Source organism: Shimwellia pseudoproteus (assembly GCF_016415625.1).
Taxonomy (GTDB): domain Bacteria; phylum Pseudomonadota; class Gammaproteobacteria; order Enterobacterales; family Enterobacteriaceae; genus Shimwellia; species Shimwellia pseudoproteus.
The window spans coordinates 224,040-241,614 of the sequence record NZ_WBXP01000001.1; the positions used below are offsets into that span (position 1 = coordinate 224,040).

General features: G+C 54.8%; 17 protein-coding genes. 2 read left to right on the forward strand and 15 right to left on the reverse strand.

What is annotated here, in order from left to right; genetic code table 11:
• Nucleotides 1-43 precede the first annotated feature (43 nt).
• Both F9C28_RS00970 and lplA read left to right on the forward strand, forming a co-directional pair.
• A complete protein-coding gene (locus tag F9C28_RS00970) occupies nt 44-712 on the forward strand; it encodes a YtjB family periplasmic protein (RefSeq protein ID WP_199013226.1) in 669 nt (222 codons plus the stop codon).
• 60 nt (nt 713-772) lie between these two features.
• Nucleotides 773-1,789, forward strand: a complete 1,017-nt coding sequence (lplA, locus tag F9C28_RS00975) for a lipoate--protein ligase LplA (protein WP_199013227.1) — start codon at nt 773-775, stop codon at nt 1,787-1,789.
• A gap of 53 nt (nt 1,790-1,842) precedes the next feature.
• Here lplA and deoD read toward each other — a convergent pair whose 3' ends face one another.
• From deoD to F9C28_RS01050, 15 genes are all read right to left on the reverse strand, one after another.
• The gene (gene deoD, locus F9C28_RS00980; protein ID WP_199013228.1) at nt 1,843-2,562 is read right to left on the reverse strand and encodes a purine-nucleoside phosphorylase; all 720 of its coding nucleotides are present in this window, start codon (nt 2,560-2,562) and stop codon (nt 1,843-1,845) included.
• Between the two features lie 55 nt (nt 2,563-2,617).
• On the reverse strand, nt 2,618-3,841 hold the full coding sequence (deoB, locus tag F9C28_RS00985) for a phosphopentomutase (protein WP_199013229.1): 1,224 nt from the start codon (nt 3,839-3,841) through the stop codon (nt 2,618-2,620).
• A gap of 74 nt (nt 3,842-3,915) precedes the next feature.
• Nucleotides 3,916-5,238, reverse strand: a complete 1,323-nt coding sequence (gene deoA, locus F9C28_RS00990) for a thymidine phosphorylase (RefSeq protein WP_199013230.1) — start codon at nt 5,236-5,238, stop codon at nt 3,916-3,918.
• A 54-nt stretch (nt 5,239-5,292) separates the two neighbouring features.
• Nucleotides 5,293-6,072, reverse strand: coding sequence for a deoxyribose-phosphate aldolase (gene deoC / locus F9C28_RS00995; protein WP_199013231.1), 780 nt, complete (start codon nt 6,070-6,072; stop codon nt 5,293-5,295).
• Nucleotides 6,073-6,467: 395 nt separating this feature from the next.
• Nucleotides 6,468-9,086, reverse strand: coding sequence for a TcfC E-set like domain-containing protein (locus F9C28_RS01000; RefSeq protein ID WP_332888476.1), 2,619 nt, complete (start codon nt 9,084-9,086; stop codon nt 6,468-6,470).
• Between the two features lie 118 nt (nt 9,087-9,204).
• Complete coding sequence (locus F9C28_RS01005; RefSeq protein ID WP_199013233.1) at nt 9,205-9,720, reverse strand: CS1 type fimbrial major subunit; 516 nt, start codon at nt 9,718-9,720, stop codon at nt 9,205-9,207.
• An 18-nt stretch (nt 9,721-9,738) separates the two neighbouring features.
• Nucleotides 9,739-10,473 (reverse strand): fimbria/pilus periplasmic chaperone, encoded by a 735-nt coding sequence (locus F9C28_RS01010; RefSeq protein WP_199013234.1) that lies wholly within the window; start codon nt 10,471-10,473, stop codon nt 9,739-9,741.
• 456 nt (nt 10,474-10,929) lie between these two features.
• Entirely contained in the window at nt 10,930-11,715 is a 786-nt protein-coding gene (locus tag F9C28_RS01015; protein WP_199013235.1) for a TatD family hydrolase, read from the reverse strand.
• Complete coding sequence (locus tag F9C28_RS01020) at nt 11,712-12,800, reverse strand: patatin-like phospholipase family protein (RefSeq protein WP_199013236.1); 1,089 nt, start codon at nt 12,798-12,800, stop codon at nt 11,712-11,714. The genes F9C28_RS01015 and F9C28_RS01020 overlap by 4 nt, the downstream gene beginning before the upstream one ends.
• A 164-nt stretch (nt 12,801-12,964) precedes the next feature.
• Nucleotides 12,965-13,126 (reverse strand): DUF1328 domain-containing protein, encoded by a 162-nt coding sequence (locus F9C28_RS01025; protein WP_199013283.1) that lies wholly within the window; start codon nt 13,124-13,126, stop codon nt 12,965-12,967.
• Between the two features lie 142 nt (nt 13,127-13,268).
• The gene (gene osmY, locus F9C28_RS01030; RefSeq protein ID WP_199013284.1) at nt 13,269-13,886 is read right to left on the reverse strand and encodes a molecular chaperone OsmY; all 618 of its coding nucleotides are present in this window, start codon (nt 13,884-13,886) and stop codon (nt 13,269-13,271) included.
• 251 nt (nt 13,887-14,137) lie between these two features.
• Nucleotides 14,138-15,727, reverse strand: coding sequence for a peptide chain release factor 3 (gene prfC, locus F9C28_RS01035; protein ID WP_199013237.1), 1,590 nt, complete (start codon nt 15,725-15,727; stop codon nt 14,138-14,140).
• Between the two features lie 195 nt (nt 15,728-15,922).
• Nucleotides 15,923-16,600, reverse strand: coding sequence for a pyrimidine 5'-nucleotidase (yjjG, locus tag F9C28_RS01040; RefSeq protein ID WP_199013238.1), 678 nt, complete (start codon nt 16,598-16,600; stop codon nt 15,923-15,925).
• Between the two features lie 60 nt (nt 16,601-16,660).
• Nucleotides 16,661-17,104, reverse strand: coding sequence for a ribosomal protein S18-alanine N-acetyltransferase (gene rimI, locus F9C28_RS01045; protein ID WP_199013239.1), 444 nt, complete (start codon nt 17,102-17,104; stop codon nt 16,661-16,663).
• Nucleotides 17,073-17,486 carry a DNA polymerase III subunit psi gene (locus F9C28_RS01050; protein ID WP_199013240.1) on the reverse strand — a complete coding sequence of 138 codons (414 nt, stop codon included), beginning with the start codon at nt 17,484-17,486 and terminating at the stop codon, nt 17,073-17,075. Before F9C28_RS01050 ends, rimI begins: the two co-directional genes overlap by 32 nt.
• Between the last annotated feature and the right edge of the window lie 89 nt (nt 17,487-17,575).

Here is a 17,575-nt window from a genome sequence, read left to right on the forward strand (position 1 = left end):
CTTCTGGCAACATGAAAGCGACAATTTTTAACTCAGGTGAGATATGGTTCGGGCAAAACTCAAATTTCGGTTACACCGCGCGGCAATTGTGCTGATTTGTCTGGCGCTGCTGGTGGCCCTGATGCAGGGTGCCTCCTGGTTTAGCCAGGCGCACCAGAAAACGCGCGATCGGCAATTTGAGGAGCTGGCCCGCACCCTGGCAGGCCAGGTAAGCCTGCGATTAACGCCGCTGATGAAAGGCAATAATCCGGATGAAAAAGCCATCGCCCGCATCCTTCAGGGGCTGACCCATAACAGCCGGGTCCTCGATGCCGCAGTCTATGATGACGAAGGCAACCAGATAGCCCATAGCGGTGAGGACGTCAGCGTACGTGACCGGCTGGCGCTGGATGGCAAAAAAGTCGGCAGCTATTTTAACCAGCAAATTGTACAGCCCATCGAAGTGAAAAGCGGCCCGGTCGGTTACCTGCGGCTGACGCTGGATACCCACACCCTGCCCACCGAGGCGCGCCAGGTGGATAACACCACCAATATTCTGCGCCTGATGATGCTGCTGGCGCTGGCTATCGGTATTGTGCTGGCCCGTACCCTGCTGGGGGGCAGACGCACCCGCTGGCAGCAATCACCGTTCCTGCTAACCGCCAGTAAACCGATCCCCGAGGATGACGACAACGAGGGCGGGAGCGAGGACGACCACAAGCGCACCCGCTAACCCACTGGCCGGCGGCAGGCATGGTAAACTGGCGGCCTGATTCACGAATGGATATCGCCGATGAGTTCACTACGCCTGTTGCTGTCTGATTCCCACGATCCCTGGTTCAACCTCGCCGTTGAAGAGTGTATTTTCCGCCAGATGCCCGCCACCCAGCATGTCCTGTTTCTGTGGCGCAATGCCGATACGGTGGTGATTGGCCGGGCCCAAAACCCGTGGAAGGAGTGTAATACCCGGCGCATGGAGCAGGACCACGTGCGCCTTGCCCGGCGCAGCAGCGGCGGCGGCGCGGTATTCCACGATCTGGGCAATACCTGCTTTACGTTTATGTCCGGCAAGCCGGATTACAACAAAAGCATCTCCACGGCAATTGTGCTGGATGCGCTGGCCTCTCTGGGGATCCCGGCCTCGGCTTCCGGGCGCAACGATCTGGTGGTCAGTACGCCCCAGGGGCCGCGTAAGGTTTCTGGCTCCGCCTACCGGGAAACCAAAGATCGCGGTTTTCACCACGGCACCCTGTTGCTGGATGCCGACCTCAGCCGGTTGGCAAACTACCTCAATCCGGATCAGAAAAAACTCCAGGCCAAGGGGATAACCTCCGTGCGCAGCCGGGTGGCCAACCTGACAGAACTGCTACCGGGGATCACCCACCAGCAGATTTCTGACGCCATCAGCACGGCGTTTTTCCGCCATTACGGCGAACAGGTGGCCCCGGAAGTCATCTCACCGGATAACACCCCGGATCTGCCGGGGTTTAGCGACACCTTCGCCCGCCAGAGCAGTTGGGAATGGAATTTTGGCCAGGCCCCGGCGTTCAGTCATACCCTCGATGAACGTTTTAGCTGGGGTGGCGTTGAATTACATGTCGACGTTGAAAAAGGGCGAATCACCCGGGCGCAGGTGTTCAGTGACAGCCTCAACCCGGCGCCGCTGGAAGCACTGGCAGAGCAATTGCCCGGGGTGGAGTATCGCAGTAACACCCTGGAGCAGCAGTGCCTGGCGCTGATTGCCCGCTTCCCGGACCAGACGGCAGAATTAGGTGAACTGGCGGGCTGGATAGCCCGCGCAGTACGTTAAAAAAACGGCGGGTGAGCATGATACTCACCCGCCGCGATATTCGACTGTCCGGATTATTCTTTATCGCCCAGCAGGACGGACTCCAGGGCAATCTTAATCATGTCGTTAAAGGTGGTCTGGCGCTCTTCCGCCGTGGTTTGTTCGTGGGTGCGGATATGGTCCGACACGGTGCAAATGGTCAGCGCTTTCGCGCCGAATTCTGCCGCCACGCCATAAATACCGGCGGCTTCCATCTCGATACCGAGGATGCCGTATTTTTCCATCACATCGAACATTTGCGGGTCCGGGGTATAGAACAGATCCGCGGAGAAAATATTCCCCACCCGGGCATCAACCCCCAGCGCTTTCGCGGCATCTACCGCATTACGCACCATGTCGAAATCCGCAATGGCGGCAAAGTCGTGATCTTTAAAACGCAGACGGTTTACTTTCGAGTCCGTACAGGCCCCCATACCAATCACCACATCACGCAGTTTGACGTCCGGGCGTACCGCACCGCAGGACCCAACGCGGATGATTTTTTTCACCCCGAAGTCAGTGATCAGCTCTTTGGTATAGATTGAGCAGGACGGGATACCCATCCCGTGGCCCATCACCGAAATTTTACGGCCTTTATAAGTACCGGTGAAACCCAGCATACCGCGCACATTGTTAACTTCACGGACATCGTCCAGGAAGGTCTCGGCAATATGTTTCGCGCGCAGCGGGTCGCCCGGCATCAGCACTACGTCAGCGAAGTCGCCCATTTCCGCATTAATGTGTGGCGTAGCCATGATTGTTATTCCTTATTTTGTCAGTTAAACGGGCAGCGATGGCCGCCCGCTGCCGTTACAGCATGTTGGTGCCATATTCCATGTCGGATACGCCGAAATAGCGTGCCAGGGTCTGGCCAATGTCCGCGAAGGTCTCCCGGTGCCCCAGAGAGCCTGGTTTCACTTTCGGCCCGTAGATCAATACCGGAATGTGTTCCCGGGTGTGATCGGTGCCCTGCCAGGTCGGATCACAACCGTGATCCGCGGTGAGGATCAGCAGGTCGTCCTCTTTCAGCAGCGCCATCAGCTCCGGCAGACGGCGATCGAACAACTCCAGTCCGGCGGCGTAGCCAGAAACATCGCGGCGGTGGCCCCAGGAGGAGTCAAAATCCACAAAGTTGGTGAACACAATGGTGTCATCACCCGCCTGTTTCATTTCATTGATGGTGGCATCAAACAGCGCATCCAGCCCGGTGGCTTTCACCTTTTTGGTGATCCCAACGTTGGCGTAGATATCGGCAATCTTCCCGACGGAGACTACCTGGCCGCCTTTTTCGTCCACCAGTTTTTTCAACACAGTGGGCGCCGGTGGCTCTACCGCCAAGTCATGGCGGTTACCGGTACGCTCGAAGTGCCCGGCTTTATCGCCAACGAACGGACGGGCAATCACGCGGCCGATGTTATAGCCGCCATTGGTCAGCTCTTCCCGGGCAATCTCACATAATGCATACAGTCGATCCAGCCCGAAAGTTTCTTCATGGCAGGCAATCTGGAACACCGAGTCCGCTGACGTGTAGAAAATCGGTTTGCCGGTTTTCATATGTTCCTCGCCTAACTGGTCGAGGATAACCGTACCAGACGAGTGGCAGTTGCCCAGATAACCCGGCAGGTTGGCGCGCTTGACCAGCGTATCCAGCAGTTCTTGCGGGAAGCTGTTTTCGGTTTTGGTAAAATAGCCCCAGTCGAACAGGACCGGCACGCCGGCAATTTCCCAGTGGCCTGATGGGGTGTCTTTCCCGGAGGAGAGCTCATGGGCCCAGCCATAGGCGCCGATGATGTCTGCCTCGCCGTCCATCCCATCAGGGATTTCCCCGGTTACGCCTTCGTGGGCTTTCGCCAGCCCCAGCGCGGTCAGATTCGGCAAATGCAGTGGCCCCTGGCGACCATGGTTGGCTTCACCGTTAGCACAGGCTTGTGCAATGTGGCCCAGGGTATCTGAACCGACATCACCAAAGCGGTCGGCATCTTCTGCCGCACCGATCCCGAAAGAGTCCAGCACCATAATAAATGCACGTTTCATCGTTTCTCCGTACCTTTTGGTTGCGCTGTTAACACGCTGCTGCGTGTAAAAAAGTGATCAGATCAGTATGCCACTTACTGGCTGATTCTGCGATAGATAACCGGCTGGCTATCCGGGGCGATATCGTTCACTTTTATTGCCGCTTTAACTGCCCGGGCCGCCTGCTGCCAGCTCTCTTCGCTGCTGGCATGGATGATTGCCAGCGGGTGCTGGTGGTCAACCCGATCCCCAAGGCGCGCCATCTCGTCCAGCCCGACACTGTAGTCAATACTGTCCGATGCCTGGCGACGCCCGCCGCCCATGCCAACCACCGCCATCCCCAGCGACCGGGTATCCATGGTGCTGACATAGCCTTCGCTGTCGGCATATACCGCCTTGCTCATGGTCGCTTCAGGCAGATAGCGCTGATAATGCTCAACAAAATCAGCCGGGCCCTGCTGGGCTGCCACCATGCGGCCAAAGACCTCGGCGGCTTTGCCGTTATCCAGCACCGCCTGCAGCTTCGCCCGGGCGTCCTGGTCATCGGTCGCCAGTTTGCCGGAGATCAGCATCTCGGCGCTGAGGGCCATGGTCACGTCCAGCAGGCGCGGGTTGCGATAGTCACCGGTCAGGAAACGCACCGCCTCACGCACTTCCAGGGCATTACCGGCGCTGGAGGCCAGTACCTGGTTCATATCGGTCAGTAACGCCGTGGTGCGCACCCCGGCGCCGTTAGCCACGCCAACAATCGCCTCGGCCAGTTGGGCAGATAGATCAAAAGTGGGCATAAAGGCACCACTCCCCACTTTGACATCCATTACCAGCGCATCCAGCCCTTCCGCCAGTTTTTTAGCCAGGATAGACGCGGTGATAAGCGGGATAGAATCCACGGTGGCCGTGATGTCGCGGGTCGCGTAAAAACGTTTGTCCGCCGGCGCCAAAGAGTTAGTCTGGCCGATAATCGCCACCCCAACATCCTGAATAATCTCGCGGAAACGGGCGTCGTCCGGAAAGATATCAAACCCGGGGATAGCCTCCAGCTTGTCCAGAGTGCCGCCAGTATGGCCAAGGCCGCGGCCAGAGATCATGGGAATATAGCCACCGCAGGCGGCCACCATTGGCCCAAGCATCAACGAGGTCACATCACCCACGCCGCCGGTGGAATGTTTATCCACCACCGGGCCATTAAGCTGTAAATTCTTCCAGTCGAGCACGGTGCCGGAATCACGCATCGCCATCGTCAGGGAGACCCGTTCAGCCATGGTCATATCGTGGAAGAAAATGGTCATTGCCAGCGCGGCAATTTGCCCTTCAGAAACGGTGTTATCACGGATACCGTTGATAAAAAAACGGATTTCGTCATCACTTAATGGTAAGCCGTCGCGCTTTTTGCGGATAATTTCTTGTGCGAGAAACAAAACAACCCCCTGAACGTATCGGGTAGTTAGCGGCGGGAATCCGCCGCTGAGAACTTAGTAACTGCTGGCGCTCTTGCCGTCGCCGTGGCCCAGCGCTTTCAGCAGGCTGGCCAGCAGGCTGGATGCCCCAAAGCGGAAGTGGCGAGAGTCAGCCCAGTCCGCGCCGAACAGCCCGTCAGCAATGGCGAGAAATTCTGCGGCATCTTCGGCGCTACGCACCCCACCCGCCGGTTTAAAACCAACGGTTTTCTGTACGCCCATGTCGCGGATCACTTCCATCATAATGCGGGCGCTTTCCGGGGTGGCATTGACCGGCACTTTACCGGTGGAGGTTTTAATGAAGTCCGCACCGGCGTTAATGGCAATTTCAGAGGCTTTACGGATCAGCGCTTCTTGTTTCAGTTCGCCGGTTTCGATAATCACTTTCAGCAGCACATTTGCCGCCGCGCAGGCCGCTTTACAGGCTTTCACCAGCTCAAAACCAACCTGTTCGTTACCCGCCATCAGGGCGCGGTACGGGAATACCACGTCAACTTCATCGGCACCGTAAGCAATGGCGGCGCGGGTTTCGGCCAGCGCAATATCAATATCGTCATTACCGTGCGGGAAGTTGGTTACCGTGGCGATATGTACATCCGGCGTCCCCTGAGCATTCAGGGTTTTGCGGGCAATCGGGATAAAGCGCGGGTAAATACAAATGGCAGCGGGGGTGCCTACTGGTGTTTTCGCCTGGTGGCACAGGGCGATGACTTTCTCATCGGTATCGTCATCGTTAAGGGTAGTCAGGTCCATCAGTTTCAGGGCGCGCAGACTACTGGCAGTTAAATCAGTCATAACATTCTCCAACAAAAGAAATAAGAGCCCGGTAAATGACTCAATACGTTGGAGCGGTTCCTGGCTCCATGAAGATAAGTAGCGTTTCGCTCTTGCGCCAATGTCCGTGGCACCGCATATCACGCATTGTGATGTTAGAATTTTAACATCGCCCGTCCGGGCCACATCGTGATTCTATTCACAAAAAGACTGTGAAATTGCATCAATACAGACATTATATGTGATTTAAATAACAAAATCATCGCCAGAACGGCAAACGCCCCCCCGGTTTCGGGAAGGCAAAATGGCCTTACAGGATGATTTTAGTTGATATACCTGCCCCTTCAGAAAAAACACGGCACCGAACAAACGGTGCCGTATTGGGGCAAAAAACGATGAGGGGTATCAGTAATTCATCAGCGTTTTGCCAGCGCCAGCAGCTTCATCACCCGCGGCGTCATTTTCAGAGACTGCGGCAGCCCCTCGACCCCGGCAGCGCTACACTGCACATCACCGACGATTTTGATCACATCCCGGGTACGTTTCACGCTCAGCGGACAACGCATTAACTGCCCATCCACCATCAGCCACAGCGCCTCGACTTTATGATTGGCCTGAAGGGTGAAACGCCCATCGCTCCCCAGCGCCGGTAATGGCTGGTTTAGCACCTGCGCATTAGCCAGCGGCTGCCCACCCGGCCCCAGCGCCCGGCCAAGGTAAATCCAGGTCACCGAGCTGCCCACATCACGCATTACCAGATGCCCCGGGGTCAGGAAGTACGGTTTCATTCCTCCGCCGTGGGAAACATTCGCAATGCTGCTGCGTCGGGTATTGACGTTCGCATCCCGGACATCCACTTGACCATACTGGTAGCCTTCCACCACCATCAGCGCCGCATCACCAAAGCCAAGCGTAACCGGCCGGTAGCTATTGCCATGTACCTCTGCTGCCGCCGTTTTACCGTTTTCTTCGCTGGGAGAGACTCTGACAGCCACCGCCGCTGCTGGCTCGCCACCGCCGCCACCGCCAATAAATGCACCGTACCGGGAAACCGCAAATGCCGAAGAATAGCCCGCTGTCACACTACTGCGGTTGCCCTGAACCTTGCTGTAGCTATCGCTGAGCGTGGCGTTAAGATCACCATAGCGGCCATTCACTCGGCCACTGATACCTCCACTGTAGTTATTGTCTTTATCACCAGAGAAATTAAGCCCCAGTTCGCGATACAGCCCCTGCTGCCACATCATGGTATGGTTGAGGTTATAGGTTGCCAGGGCGCTATTTTGCTTGCTGCTGCGGTAATCCACCGCCGCACTACTGAAGCTGTCCCGGCCTGACGGTGATGGCGGCTGGGAAGCCCGGGATAACGATATCCCAAGAAAAATACCGTCATCCTTCTGATAGCCATAGTCGTTACGATACAGCCCGGCGCGGCTATTAATATTCATCCGCTGCCAGTTAAAGGATTTATTCGCGCCAAGCTGCCAGGCCCGCGATGTTCGGCCCGGCGCATTGTAGCGCTGTACCGGGTTGAGCGGGTCAACGGGATCATAAGCCCAGTATGTCCGCCCTTTGTTTTTGGTTTCGGTATAACCCAGCGTGGTGGTTAAGCCAGAGAAAGGCACGGAGAGAGTGGCATTTAATGAGGTGTAACACCCGGCACTATTTTCTGTCCGACTGTCCGTTTTACTGCATACAGAACCACCGGTATTGTACCGATACATACTCAGCATAAAACCATCGGTAAACGTCAGTTGCTGAATATCACCGCGGGAGCCATCATTACCCATGTAGCCGCTGACCGCGCTGCTAAGTACACCAAAGCTCAGTGCCTTTTGCGCATCAAGCCGCACTTCGTGATAAATATTTTTATTAGATAGCGCGCTCCCGGCCGTCAGTTGGATATCCCGTAACGGCGATATCTGGGCACCGGCTGCCGCAACAGTCTTACTTTGCAGGCCTGGCGCGCTCGCGTTAGCGGTGTCCCGACTACCGGCCTGTAAAAACCACTGCAGCCCATTGCCAAACCCCCCACTGCTTTTGGTAAAGGGTTGCTGCTCAGTACGTTGCAGTACGCCATTTTCAAATACCCTGAGCTCAAGGCCGTAACTGCCCGGCGGAAAGGTACTGGTGTTAACCGCGTTAATCCCCGCAGCAAAATACTGGCTGCTCAGGAGTTGCGAACCACGATAGATATCCACTCTCGCATTGCGGTTAGTCTGGACCATTAATGGCGTTGCGTCCTGGCTTACCGCATTGTTGATATAGGCGCTGGTGGTCCCCACGCGAACGCCATTAAAGCGGTCAAGCGGCAGTAATGAAAACCCAAAGCTTCCCCCCAACGGGCCAGAGAGATTACGCTGATCCATTCGCCCCGCCTGCAGGTAATAACGGTGGCCAAGATCCTGACGCGCATAGAGGTTATCAAACCAAAACATATGGCTGCGTTTTTTATCCATCTCCGTCAGCGTCAGCGCCCAATCCCCGCCTAAATAACGATTCTCCCCCAGGCCCAACGCTCCCGCGCCACTAACGCTCATATTTTTACTGTATTTATCACCACTGACGTTTATCGTCTGCCGGTGAACAAACGCATTAACGGCTTCGCTGGTCAGCGTGTTATAGCGATCGTCCGGGGTATTTTTCCCCAGCCAGCCAGGGTTAATAAAAAGCAGTACGGCCCCCTGGGATTCATCCAGAATCGCGGCGACATTATCAGTAGCAATAAAACCGCAACCGGTAACCTCGTTGCCATTACAGGCATATTGTCCATTGCGGTCCATCGGGCTGCTGAGTGCCCGCTTCAGCTGTTGTTGCTCCTCCGGCGCTAGTTGGGCGCCATTCAGGGCGTTAAATATCAGCTCAGGTTGATTAAAGCTGATCGTTTCTGGTTTCACGACCAGGGAAAATAGCCCCAGCTCGCGCCCGGCAAGTTTAACCTCGAGCTGCTCTTCCTGACCGTCGATTAATGATTCAAAACCAGGGGGGACTTTGAGCGGCGCGCTATTTTCAGCGGCAAGGACTGAGGGAGCCACAAGCAGTATTGGGGTAATGAACAAATACGCCTTGATGCACAAAGCAAACCTCCTTTTACACAGAAGTCCATACTTAAAACAGGGGCGCCAAAGCGCCCCTGAAAAGCTCATACATCAATTACAGATTTGCGCTGACTGCGGCGGTGTTAAGGATGACGCTAACCACCCCCTGGTAAGAACCGGCAGTGGCGACCACACCCGGTGTTTTTTGCCCAATAACCAGATCCATCGGAATGGAGCCGTTATCAATACGGCCATTCGGGAACAGCGTGGCCGGCTGCAGATCAATCACTGCAGTGCTCAGCTCGCTGCCGTTATAGGTTACCTTCAGTGGGATTGCTGCCGCAGAAGGATTGGTTACCGCCAGCAGCTGCGGCTCAGACAACAGGCGAACCTGCACTTTCTGCGTTGCGTCATTGGTGTAGATCTTGGTGCTGACTTTTTCATTCAGCAGACCAACCCCTGGCAGGTAAGACATACGCAGGCTCTGCGGCAGTGCAGAACCATCGGCCTGTAACAGCTCAATGGTCGGATCGATGTCGGCAACAACGGTAATATCCTTTTGCACAGCAAAAGCAGAAACAGAGAATAGTGATGCCAGGGCTACTGCCGCTGCTTTGTAATTCATTTTCATGAAAATATCCTTTTTTGATTACTTACCTGATGAAGAAGCACCGGCGGCCAATATTGTTGTTGCCGGCGCCGATTTGCCAATGCGGTATTCGATTTTTACCGCACCGGATGACACCCCGGCAGGCAGCGCTAACGCTTCGCCGGGATAAACACTCTTGTCCACGTTTTGCCAGCGACAGCTGCTATCGCTGGCGCCGGTGCACTGCGCAACACGCAGTACGCCATAACGCAAATTGCCTTTATTTATTAATTCCTTTCCATCTACAGAGCGGACAATTTCCGGCTGTTGAACCCCTGGCATCAGGCGCACTAATACCCCCCATATGAGGTTCACATTTACTTTAGTTTTTTCCAGCTTGCTGTCCGGTTCAGGTTCATCCAGTGAAGGCACCGCCTCAAAATAAACCCGCCAGGCTTCTTCTTTTTCCGGCGAACGCAGGCTAATTAAACGTACCGTTCGGGTGACACCGGCGGGTAAGATAAACTTCTCGGGGGAGACAATTATTCCCGGGTCGCCCTGGGGATCTTGTTCAGATTCAAACGCGGTAGCGGGCCGAGAGATACGCTTCACTACCGTACGCACGTATTGGGTATGTTCAGATTTAGATAATACCTGTAACGTTGTCGCCTCTTGCTCGCTATTATCAATAACGCTACTCATAGGATAAACCGTCATATTTGCGAGCGAACTTCCACTACTAGCGATAAACAAAAAACTGGTTATTACTGTCATTCTTATTAATGAAGCGTTCATAGCACTCGTTCCCGTTCGGTGATGACGAGACCATAACGAGACACCGACGCGTTAAAAAGTGAAGTAATATTAATTTAACCGTGATGAGGAGTTAATAATGTCGAGGGGAATCAATGATAGGCAGTGATCCTTTCTTAAGTCTCATTAAGTTATCACTGGAAATGGCGGACAGCGTTGGTCTGGCATCATTTATGGCCGGGATATCTGCGGCGTATTTCCCAACACCATCGCAGGTGGGTATATTTAATAGTCTATTGTTATCTTGTTTAGCTGATTGAACCAGCCTATTTCTATAATATATTTTCAGCAGACAAATAATAGCCTGGCGCTATTTATCTGGCACCGCCTTTCCGCTAAAAATAACCAATACGGTTATTCCCCAGCGAAAATGATGACCGCATCGCAATGTATTATCCAGCAAAAAAAACGTTATCAGAAAAGAAGCGCAGCTGGCGTTTATGCCTCAGGCAGCATAAATAACCGCATGCTATTTTGCAGAATATGTTCCGCCAGAACCGGTGGTGCCTCTGGCCGTAATGAACACAATATCCAAAAGACCTCAGCCACCCGCTCCGGCCGGTTAGGTTGCCCTTGCCAGCCATTGAGGGGCATATCCGGGGCATCGGTCTCCAGTAACAACGCATCCACCGGTAGCCGGGCGATAACGTCGCGACTCTTTGTGGCCCGGGGATAGGTAATGGTGCCCCCAACACCAATCTTATACCCAAGATCGACAAATTGTTTCGCCTGCTGGTAACTGCCGGCAAAACCGTGCACCACACCGGTACGCGCCAGATGATGGCGACGCAGGTGCATGGCCAGCTTATCGTGGGTGCGGCGCGAATGCAGGATCACCGGTAAATCATAGTGTTTCGCCAGCTGCAACTGGCTATCAAGCAACGCTTCCTGGCGGGTAAATTGTGGCGTATCCATATACAAGTCCAGCCCAATCTCACCTATGGCCACAATCGCCGGGTCGCGGCGGGCCAGTTGCTGCTCAAGCTGTGTCAGATGCTCATCACGATGTTCCGCCACCCAGAGCGGATGTAACCCCAATGCCCCATAAAGGCCGTTAAAGCGATGCGCTAAATCCAGCACGGCCGGGAAACGGGCGGCACTGATGGCTGGCACAATGATATGCCTGACACCGGCGGCAGCGGCCAGCGCCAGGCTTTCGGCCTCATGGTGGGCAAAAGGCGGGAAATCAAAATGGCAGTGGGTGTCGACAAAATGCAGGCTCACGCCGTGTCCTCTTTGGAGAACGTACCATCGTTGGCGTGGCGCTGGTCCATGGCTATCATATCGGCAGGCTCATTGGCTGCCGGCAGGTCGCACTGGGGCATGATCACTGCCGGTGCCGCGGCCGCCGGCCTCACTTTCGGATGGTAACGCAGCAGCGGTGGTTGTTCCGCCAGCAGCGAGCCCACGGTGGCCAGAAAGTAGCGACCACATAAACGGCCGGTTTTGTAATCCGCGCGCAGCGCAGGCTGGCCGCTGCCCAGTGCCATACTGAGCAGTGGTTTTGGCGGATAGATTTCAAAAATTCTCACGTTGTCCGGCGGGTTTTCAATAAATTGCTGCATCGCTGAATAGCAGCTGGAATGGTGCTGCACCAGATTAATCAGTGGTTGTACGCTGCTATCCCCCAGCCAGCGCTCCATGCGTTTAAACCACTGCGGGGTATAGTACATTTGCGAAGGAACCGTGCGGATCACCACCAGGGTTTGCGCCCCCTGACGGACCGCCTCCTGGACCGGCACCGCGTCACTGATCCCGCCATCCTGCCAGACAGTGCCATTCATCGGCACACCGTTACGGTAAAAACCAGGGATGGCGCTGGTGGCGCGGATCAAATCCAGCCAGTTGCCGTTCTCGGGGGAAAAGTAACTCGCCGCGTAGTTATCGCTGCGGCAGGTACAGATATAGAAGCGCTTACCTTTATCAAACAATCGGGCGGCGCTCTCCATCGCCAGCGGCATTTTGTGCGATGTGCTGTCCACCAGCCAGTCGAGATCGATTAAGTTACCTCCCCGGACAAAGCGCACCGGGTTAAAAAATTCCCGTTGGGTGGTGTAATGGGTGATAACCGTATGGGCATAGCCCGGTTGATGGCACACAAACGCCGAAAGGTTTTGGGCCCCGGCAGACGTACCGTAGTAGCTGTCGAACGGGTTGAACCGGGCGCGCATAAATTCATCCAGCACCCCGGCTGTAAAGATCCCCCGCTGCCCGCCGCCTTCACAGACTAACGCCAGCTTTCCGGGCCTGAATGGTTTTATCGCCAGTGGCATAATATTGCCAAGCGTTATTGGTATGCGCTGCCCCACTGCGTTATCCCTGTTTTTATGTCGTCATCTTGTTATAGATCGGTAACGCAAAGAAGAAAACCGGAAAAGCACCTTTCGGCGTCTCTTTCCCGGTCTTTGTTGTCAGAGGATGTAACCTGCGGGGGAAATATCCCCCGGCGAAGATTACCCGGCCCTAAGCCTGGTCATGGACGTCGGCGCCCGGTAAACAGGCTGAACAAAAACAAAATAATACCGACGATAAAGACAATTTTTGCGGCCCACGCTGCGGTGCCTGCAAGGCCACCAAAACCCAGTGCTGCGGCAATTAATGCAATAACAAGAAAGATAATGCCCCATCGAAACATAAGACGCTCCTTTACCATGTTGTAAGACAGTTACAACCGCTGTCAGGCAGCAGGTTTCCCCCTGGCCCCGTTTATCACGTGCTGGTGAAAGTACTCACCACCCTCGCGCATTCAGGTTCCGGCCAGCGGGAGACTGGGGGAACTACTTAACACTGATATCGTTTTTTACGCTCTTCACACCCTCAACCGCTTTAGCAATTTGTTCTGCTTTGGCGGCCTGAGCCTGGCTTTTTACGGTACCAGACAAGTGCACAACCCCGTTCGATGTGGTCACCTTCACATTCCGTGACGGGATTTCGCTGTCTGCGAGAAATTTAGCTTTAATTTCACTGGTGGTGGCCGTGTCACCTGCGTAGCCGCTAATCGACTGCTGTTTACCCGCAGCATCTTTAACGTGCAGTTTATCGCTGACCGAGACCACCCCGGGGACCCCTTTCGCCACCGTGACGGCTTTCTCTGCCTGTTCCTGACTATTGACGAACCCGCTCAGCGTCACCACTTTTTTACTGGTTTTTACCGAGATATCGCTACTTTTGATCGCATCATCGTCAATCAGCGCCGCCTTCACTTTCGCCGTGATGGTGCTGTCATCCATAAAATTACCGACATGGTTCACTGAACTGTCGATTTTCTGCCCGGCGCTGGTTGCCGCAGCTTGCGCCTGGCTTCCCAGAGAATCATCCGCCAGGGCAGCGCCGCTAACCAGTACAGCGCCCAGAGTGACAGCCAACAGTGATTTTTTCATTTTAGTCATCATTATCAATTATTCCTGTGGTTTGCTCATTATTTGAGCCAGGTCCGAAACGTTTAACGGAGACGGGATATGCGCCCGCCTTTCCATCAAACGTCTTTTTGGTTAGCACAGGATAAAATGTAGTTCACAACCGGGACTTTCGCCGAATTAATGGTTAAAAAAAGGCCAAAAGACAGCGCTTTAAGAACTTTCTGTTGCCGGAAGAGATAACGAAAAGGGGGAAGCAGGCATGGCGGAACGCCATGCCTGAGCAGGGATTAATGCTCGCGGGTTTTACGGAAGGAGATATCCGGGTAGCGTTCCTGGGTGAGGTTCAGGTTCACCATGGTTGGCGCGATATAACTGAGGTTATCACCGCCATCCAGGGCCAGATGAAGTTCGTTTTTACGCTTAAACTCTTCGAGTTTCTTCACGTCCGTACACTCTACCCAGCGGGCGGTGGAGACATTCACCGATTCGTAAATCGCTTCCACATTGTACTCACTCTTCAGACGCGCAACCACCACGTCAAACTGCAGCACCCCGACCGCACCAACAATCAGATCATTGTTAGCAATCGGACGGAATACCTGGACCGCGCCCTCTTCAGACAGCTGCACCAGCCCTTTGAGAAGTTGTTTCTGTTTGAGCGGATCTTTCAGGCGGATACGGCGGAACAGTTCCGGGGCGAAGTTCGGGATCCCGGTGAATTTCATCATTTCACCCTGGGTGAAGGTATCACCGATCTGGATCGTACCGTGGTTATGTAACCCGATAATATCCCCCGGGAATGCCTCTTCCACGTGGGAGCGGTCACCGGCCATAAAGGTGAGCGCATCAGAAATCACCACATCTTTACCGGTGCGCACCTGGCGCAGTTTCATGCCCTTTTCATACATCCCGGACACCACACGCATAAACGCCACGCGGTCACGGTGTTTCGGGTCCATATTGGCCTGAATTTTAAACACGAAGCCGGTAAATTTCTCTTCGCTGGCGGTCACCTCACGGGTGTCGGTTTTACGCGGCATCGGGGCCGGAGCCCAGGAGACCAACCCATCCAGCATATGATCGACGCCAAAGTTACCCAGTGCGGTACCAAAGAATACCGGGGTAATGTCGCCACTCAGGAACAGCTCTTCATCAAATTCATTAGACGCGCCTTTTACCAGCTCCAGCTCGTCGCGCAACTGTTGGGCCAGATCCTCACCGACAGCGCTCTCCAGCTCCGGGTTGTCCAGCCCTTTTACGATACGGACTTCCTGGATGGTGTGCCCTTTACCGGTCTGGTAGAGGTAGGTTTCGTCTTTATAGAGGTGATACACCCCCTTGAACAGCTTGCCGCAGCCAATCGGCCAGGTGATCGGGGCGCAGCCGATTTTCAGCTCGTTTTCCACTTCATCCAGCAGTTCCATCGGATCACGGATATCACGGTCCAGCTTGTTCATAAACGTCAGGATCGGCGTGTCGCGCAGACGGGTAACTTCCATCAGCTTACGGGTACGATCTTCGACCCCTTTCGCCGCATCAATCACCATCAGGCAGCAGTCCACGGCGGTCAATGTACGGTAGGTATCTTCCGAGAAGTCTTCGTGCCCCGGGGTGTCCAGCAGGTTAACCAGGCAATCATGATACGGAAACTGCATCACCGAGGTGGTAATCGAGATACCGCGCTGCTTTTCCATTTCCATCCAGTCAGATTTCGCATGCTGGCTGGAGCCCCGGCCTTTTACTGTGCCCGCGGTCTGAATAGCCTGTCCGAATAACAGCACCTTTTCAGTGATGGTGGTTTTACCGGCATCGGGGTGAGAAATAATCGCAAAAGTGCGGCGTTTCGCCACCTCCTGCAAATAAGGAGACAAAGTCATAATTCAATCTTCTTGTTCTGGCGCGGTGATGGTCCACGCATCATAAAAGTAAAAAACGGCGGCTCGCCAAATAGCAGATGCGCCATCTGGCAACACACAGGGCGCCTAATCATAAGCCCGGGGTCACGTACCGGCGGTAACAACGCGCCTGAAAAATGACCCGGGCATTCTACCCGTCGGCAAGGGGCAAACCAATTATTGTTTACACAGTAATTGCTCCAGCTCCGCCAGGGTGGCGACCTGCCAGGTCGGGGTGATACCGTCCGGTAGCGCCCGCCCGTGGGCGTTAAGCCAGCAAGTAGCCAGCCCGGCATTGATGCCCCCCAGAATGTCAGATTCTGCGGTATCGCCGACCATCAGCACCCGATCACGGGGCGGATTACCCATCTGTTCCAGGGCGTAATCAAAGATTTTGCGATCTGGTTTTGCCACCCCGACCTGCTCTGAGATAACCAGCAGATCAAACATATCCCGTAATCCGGTGCGGGTAAGGCGAATTTGCTGTAGCGCCGTGAATCCGTTGGTAATAATGCCAAGCTTCGCCTGCCCCTTCAGAGCATTAAGCAACGACACCGCACCGGGTAACGGGGTGCAAATTTCCGCCATAGCATTCAGAAAAGCACTGTTCAGATCCCCGGGGGCGACGTTCAGGCGCTCGGCCCAGCTTTCAAAACGGCGTAATTGCAGTTGAGATGCGCTGATCGCGCCATTCTGATAATCCACCCACAGGGGTTTATTGACCGCCTGGTAAGCCTGATAGTCGTCATTGGTAAATGTCACACTGTAGTCATTGAACATGCGCTGCAGGCCGCTGAACGCATCAAACGTGAATAAGGTTTCGTCCGCGTCAAAAAGTACCCAGTCCCACTTCATTACTTCACCTTGTGCTTGTCGGCCCCGCGATGTCCTATCTACGTGTGGCATTAATCTCTGTTACCCCAGCGGAAGCGCCATAATAATGGCGTCCTCCCGTCCTTCGGCTGTAGGGTAATAATTACGGCGTATCGTCGCCTCGTTAAATCCCAGGCTCTCATACAGGGCGATAGCCCCGGCATTTGACGCGCGCACTTCCAGCCACAGGGTCAGCACGTCGCGCTGTTCCAGTTGGCTGATAAGCTCAGTCAGGAGCGCCCGCCCCAGGCCACGGCGCTGATAGGCAGGATCCACGGCAATATTAAATAGCGTAGCTTCATCCAGCACGATCTGGGTAATGGCAAAACCGGCCATGACACCGTCAGCATCAATCCGCAAATTCAGGTAACGCTCCCCCTGATTACTGAGTAACGTTTTTTCACTCCAGGGAAACGCGTGGCTGCGCCGTTCAATAGCCAGTGCTGTGGCCAGGTCATCCGCGCTGAGGGTAGAAATCGAGTTCATATTTACAAATCTGCTGCCACAGCGCTCTGCGCGCCGCACCACTTTGTTGAAGTTCATCCAGTGCCGGGGAGTCCAGTTGCGCCCCTGCCAGGGACAACGGCTGGTCAATAGCTATCCGCCAGCTATTACAGCGGCTGCCTGCCGGTAACATCGCCAGTTGATCCGGTGTCAGTAATTGCACCTGATCACCCGCCAGTCCCAGGCTACGGATCACATCCTGAACCAGGGGATCGTCCAGCACCGGTGGCTCACTGGCCACAATCACCAGCCGGGTTTGCCCGGATAAGGCCACCGCAATGTCCCCCTGCAACGCCGTAGGGCGACGCAGCGCCCATTGGGTAATGCCCAGGTGCTGTAATTGCCAGTCGCGTCGGGAAGTCATAGCGAAACCTGTATTGATCCGAAGGCCGGTAAATATACCAAATCCGCCGCGCTGGCGCTATGTGCAGACCATCACCGTCCAGGTGCTAC

Bases quoted from the DNA above. Each gene is read 5' to 3' on its own strand.
- deoD (WP_199013228.1), bottom strand. From the start codon at position 2,562: ATGGCTACGCCACACATTAATGCGGAAATGGGCGACTTCGCTGACGTA.
- lplA (WP_199013227.1), top strand. From the start codon at position 773: ATGAGTTCACTACGCCTGTTGCTGTCTGATTCCCACGATCCCTGGTTC.
- deoC (WP_199013231.1), bottom strand. From the start codon at position 6,072: ATGACTGATTTAACTGCCAGTAGTCTGCGCGCCCTGAAACTGATGGAC.
- F9C28_RS01005 (WP_199013233.1), bottom strand. From the start codon at position 9,720: ATGAAAATGAATTACAAAGCAGCGGCAGTAGCCCTGGCATCACTATTC.
- F9C28_RS01025 (WP_199013283.1), bottom strand. From the start codon at position 13,126: ATGTTTCGATGGGGCATTATCTTTCTTGTTATTGCATTAATTGCCGCA.
- prfC (WP_199013237.1), bottom strand. From the start codon at position 15,727: ATGACTTTGTCTCCTTATTTGCAGGAGGTGGCGAAACGCCGCACTTTT.
- rimI (WP_199013239.1), bottom strand. From the start codon at position 17,104: ATGAACTCGATTTCTACCCTCAGCGCGGATGACCTGGCCACAGCACTG.
- yjjG (WP_199013238.1), bottom strand. From the start codon at position 16,600: ATGAAGTGGGACTGGGTACTTTTTGACGCGGACGAAACCTTATTCACG.
- F9C28_RS00970 (WP_199013226.1), top strand. From the start codon at position 44: ATGGTTCGGGCAAAACTCAAATTTCGGTTACACCGCGCGGCAATTGTG.
- F9C28_RS01010 (WP_199013234.1), bottom strand. From the start codon at position 10,473: ATGAACGCTTCATTAATAAGAATGACAGTAATAACCAGTTTTTTGTTT.
- F9C28_RS01050 (WP_199013240.1), bottom strand. From the start codon at position 17,486: ATGACTTCCCGACGCGACTGGCAATTACAGCACCTGGGCATTACCCAA.
- deoB (WP_199013229.1), bottom strand. From the start codon at position 3,841: ATGAAACGTGCATTTATTATGGTGCTGGACTCTTTCGGGATCGGTGCG.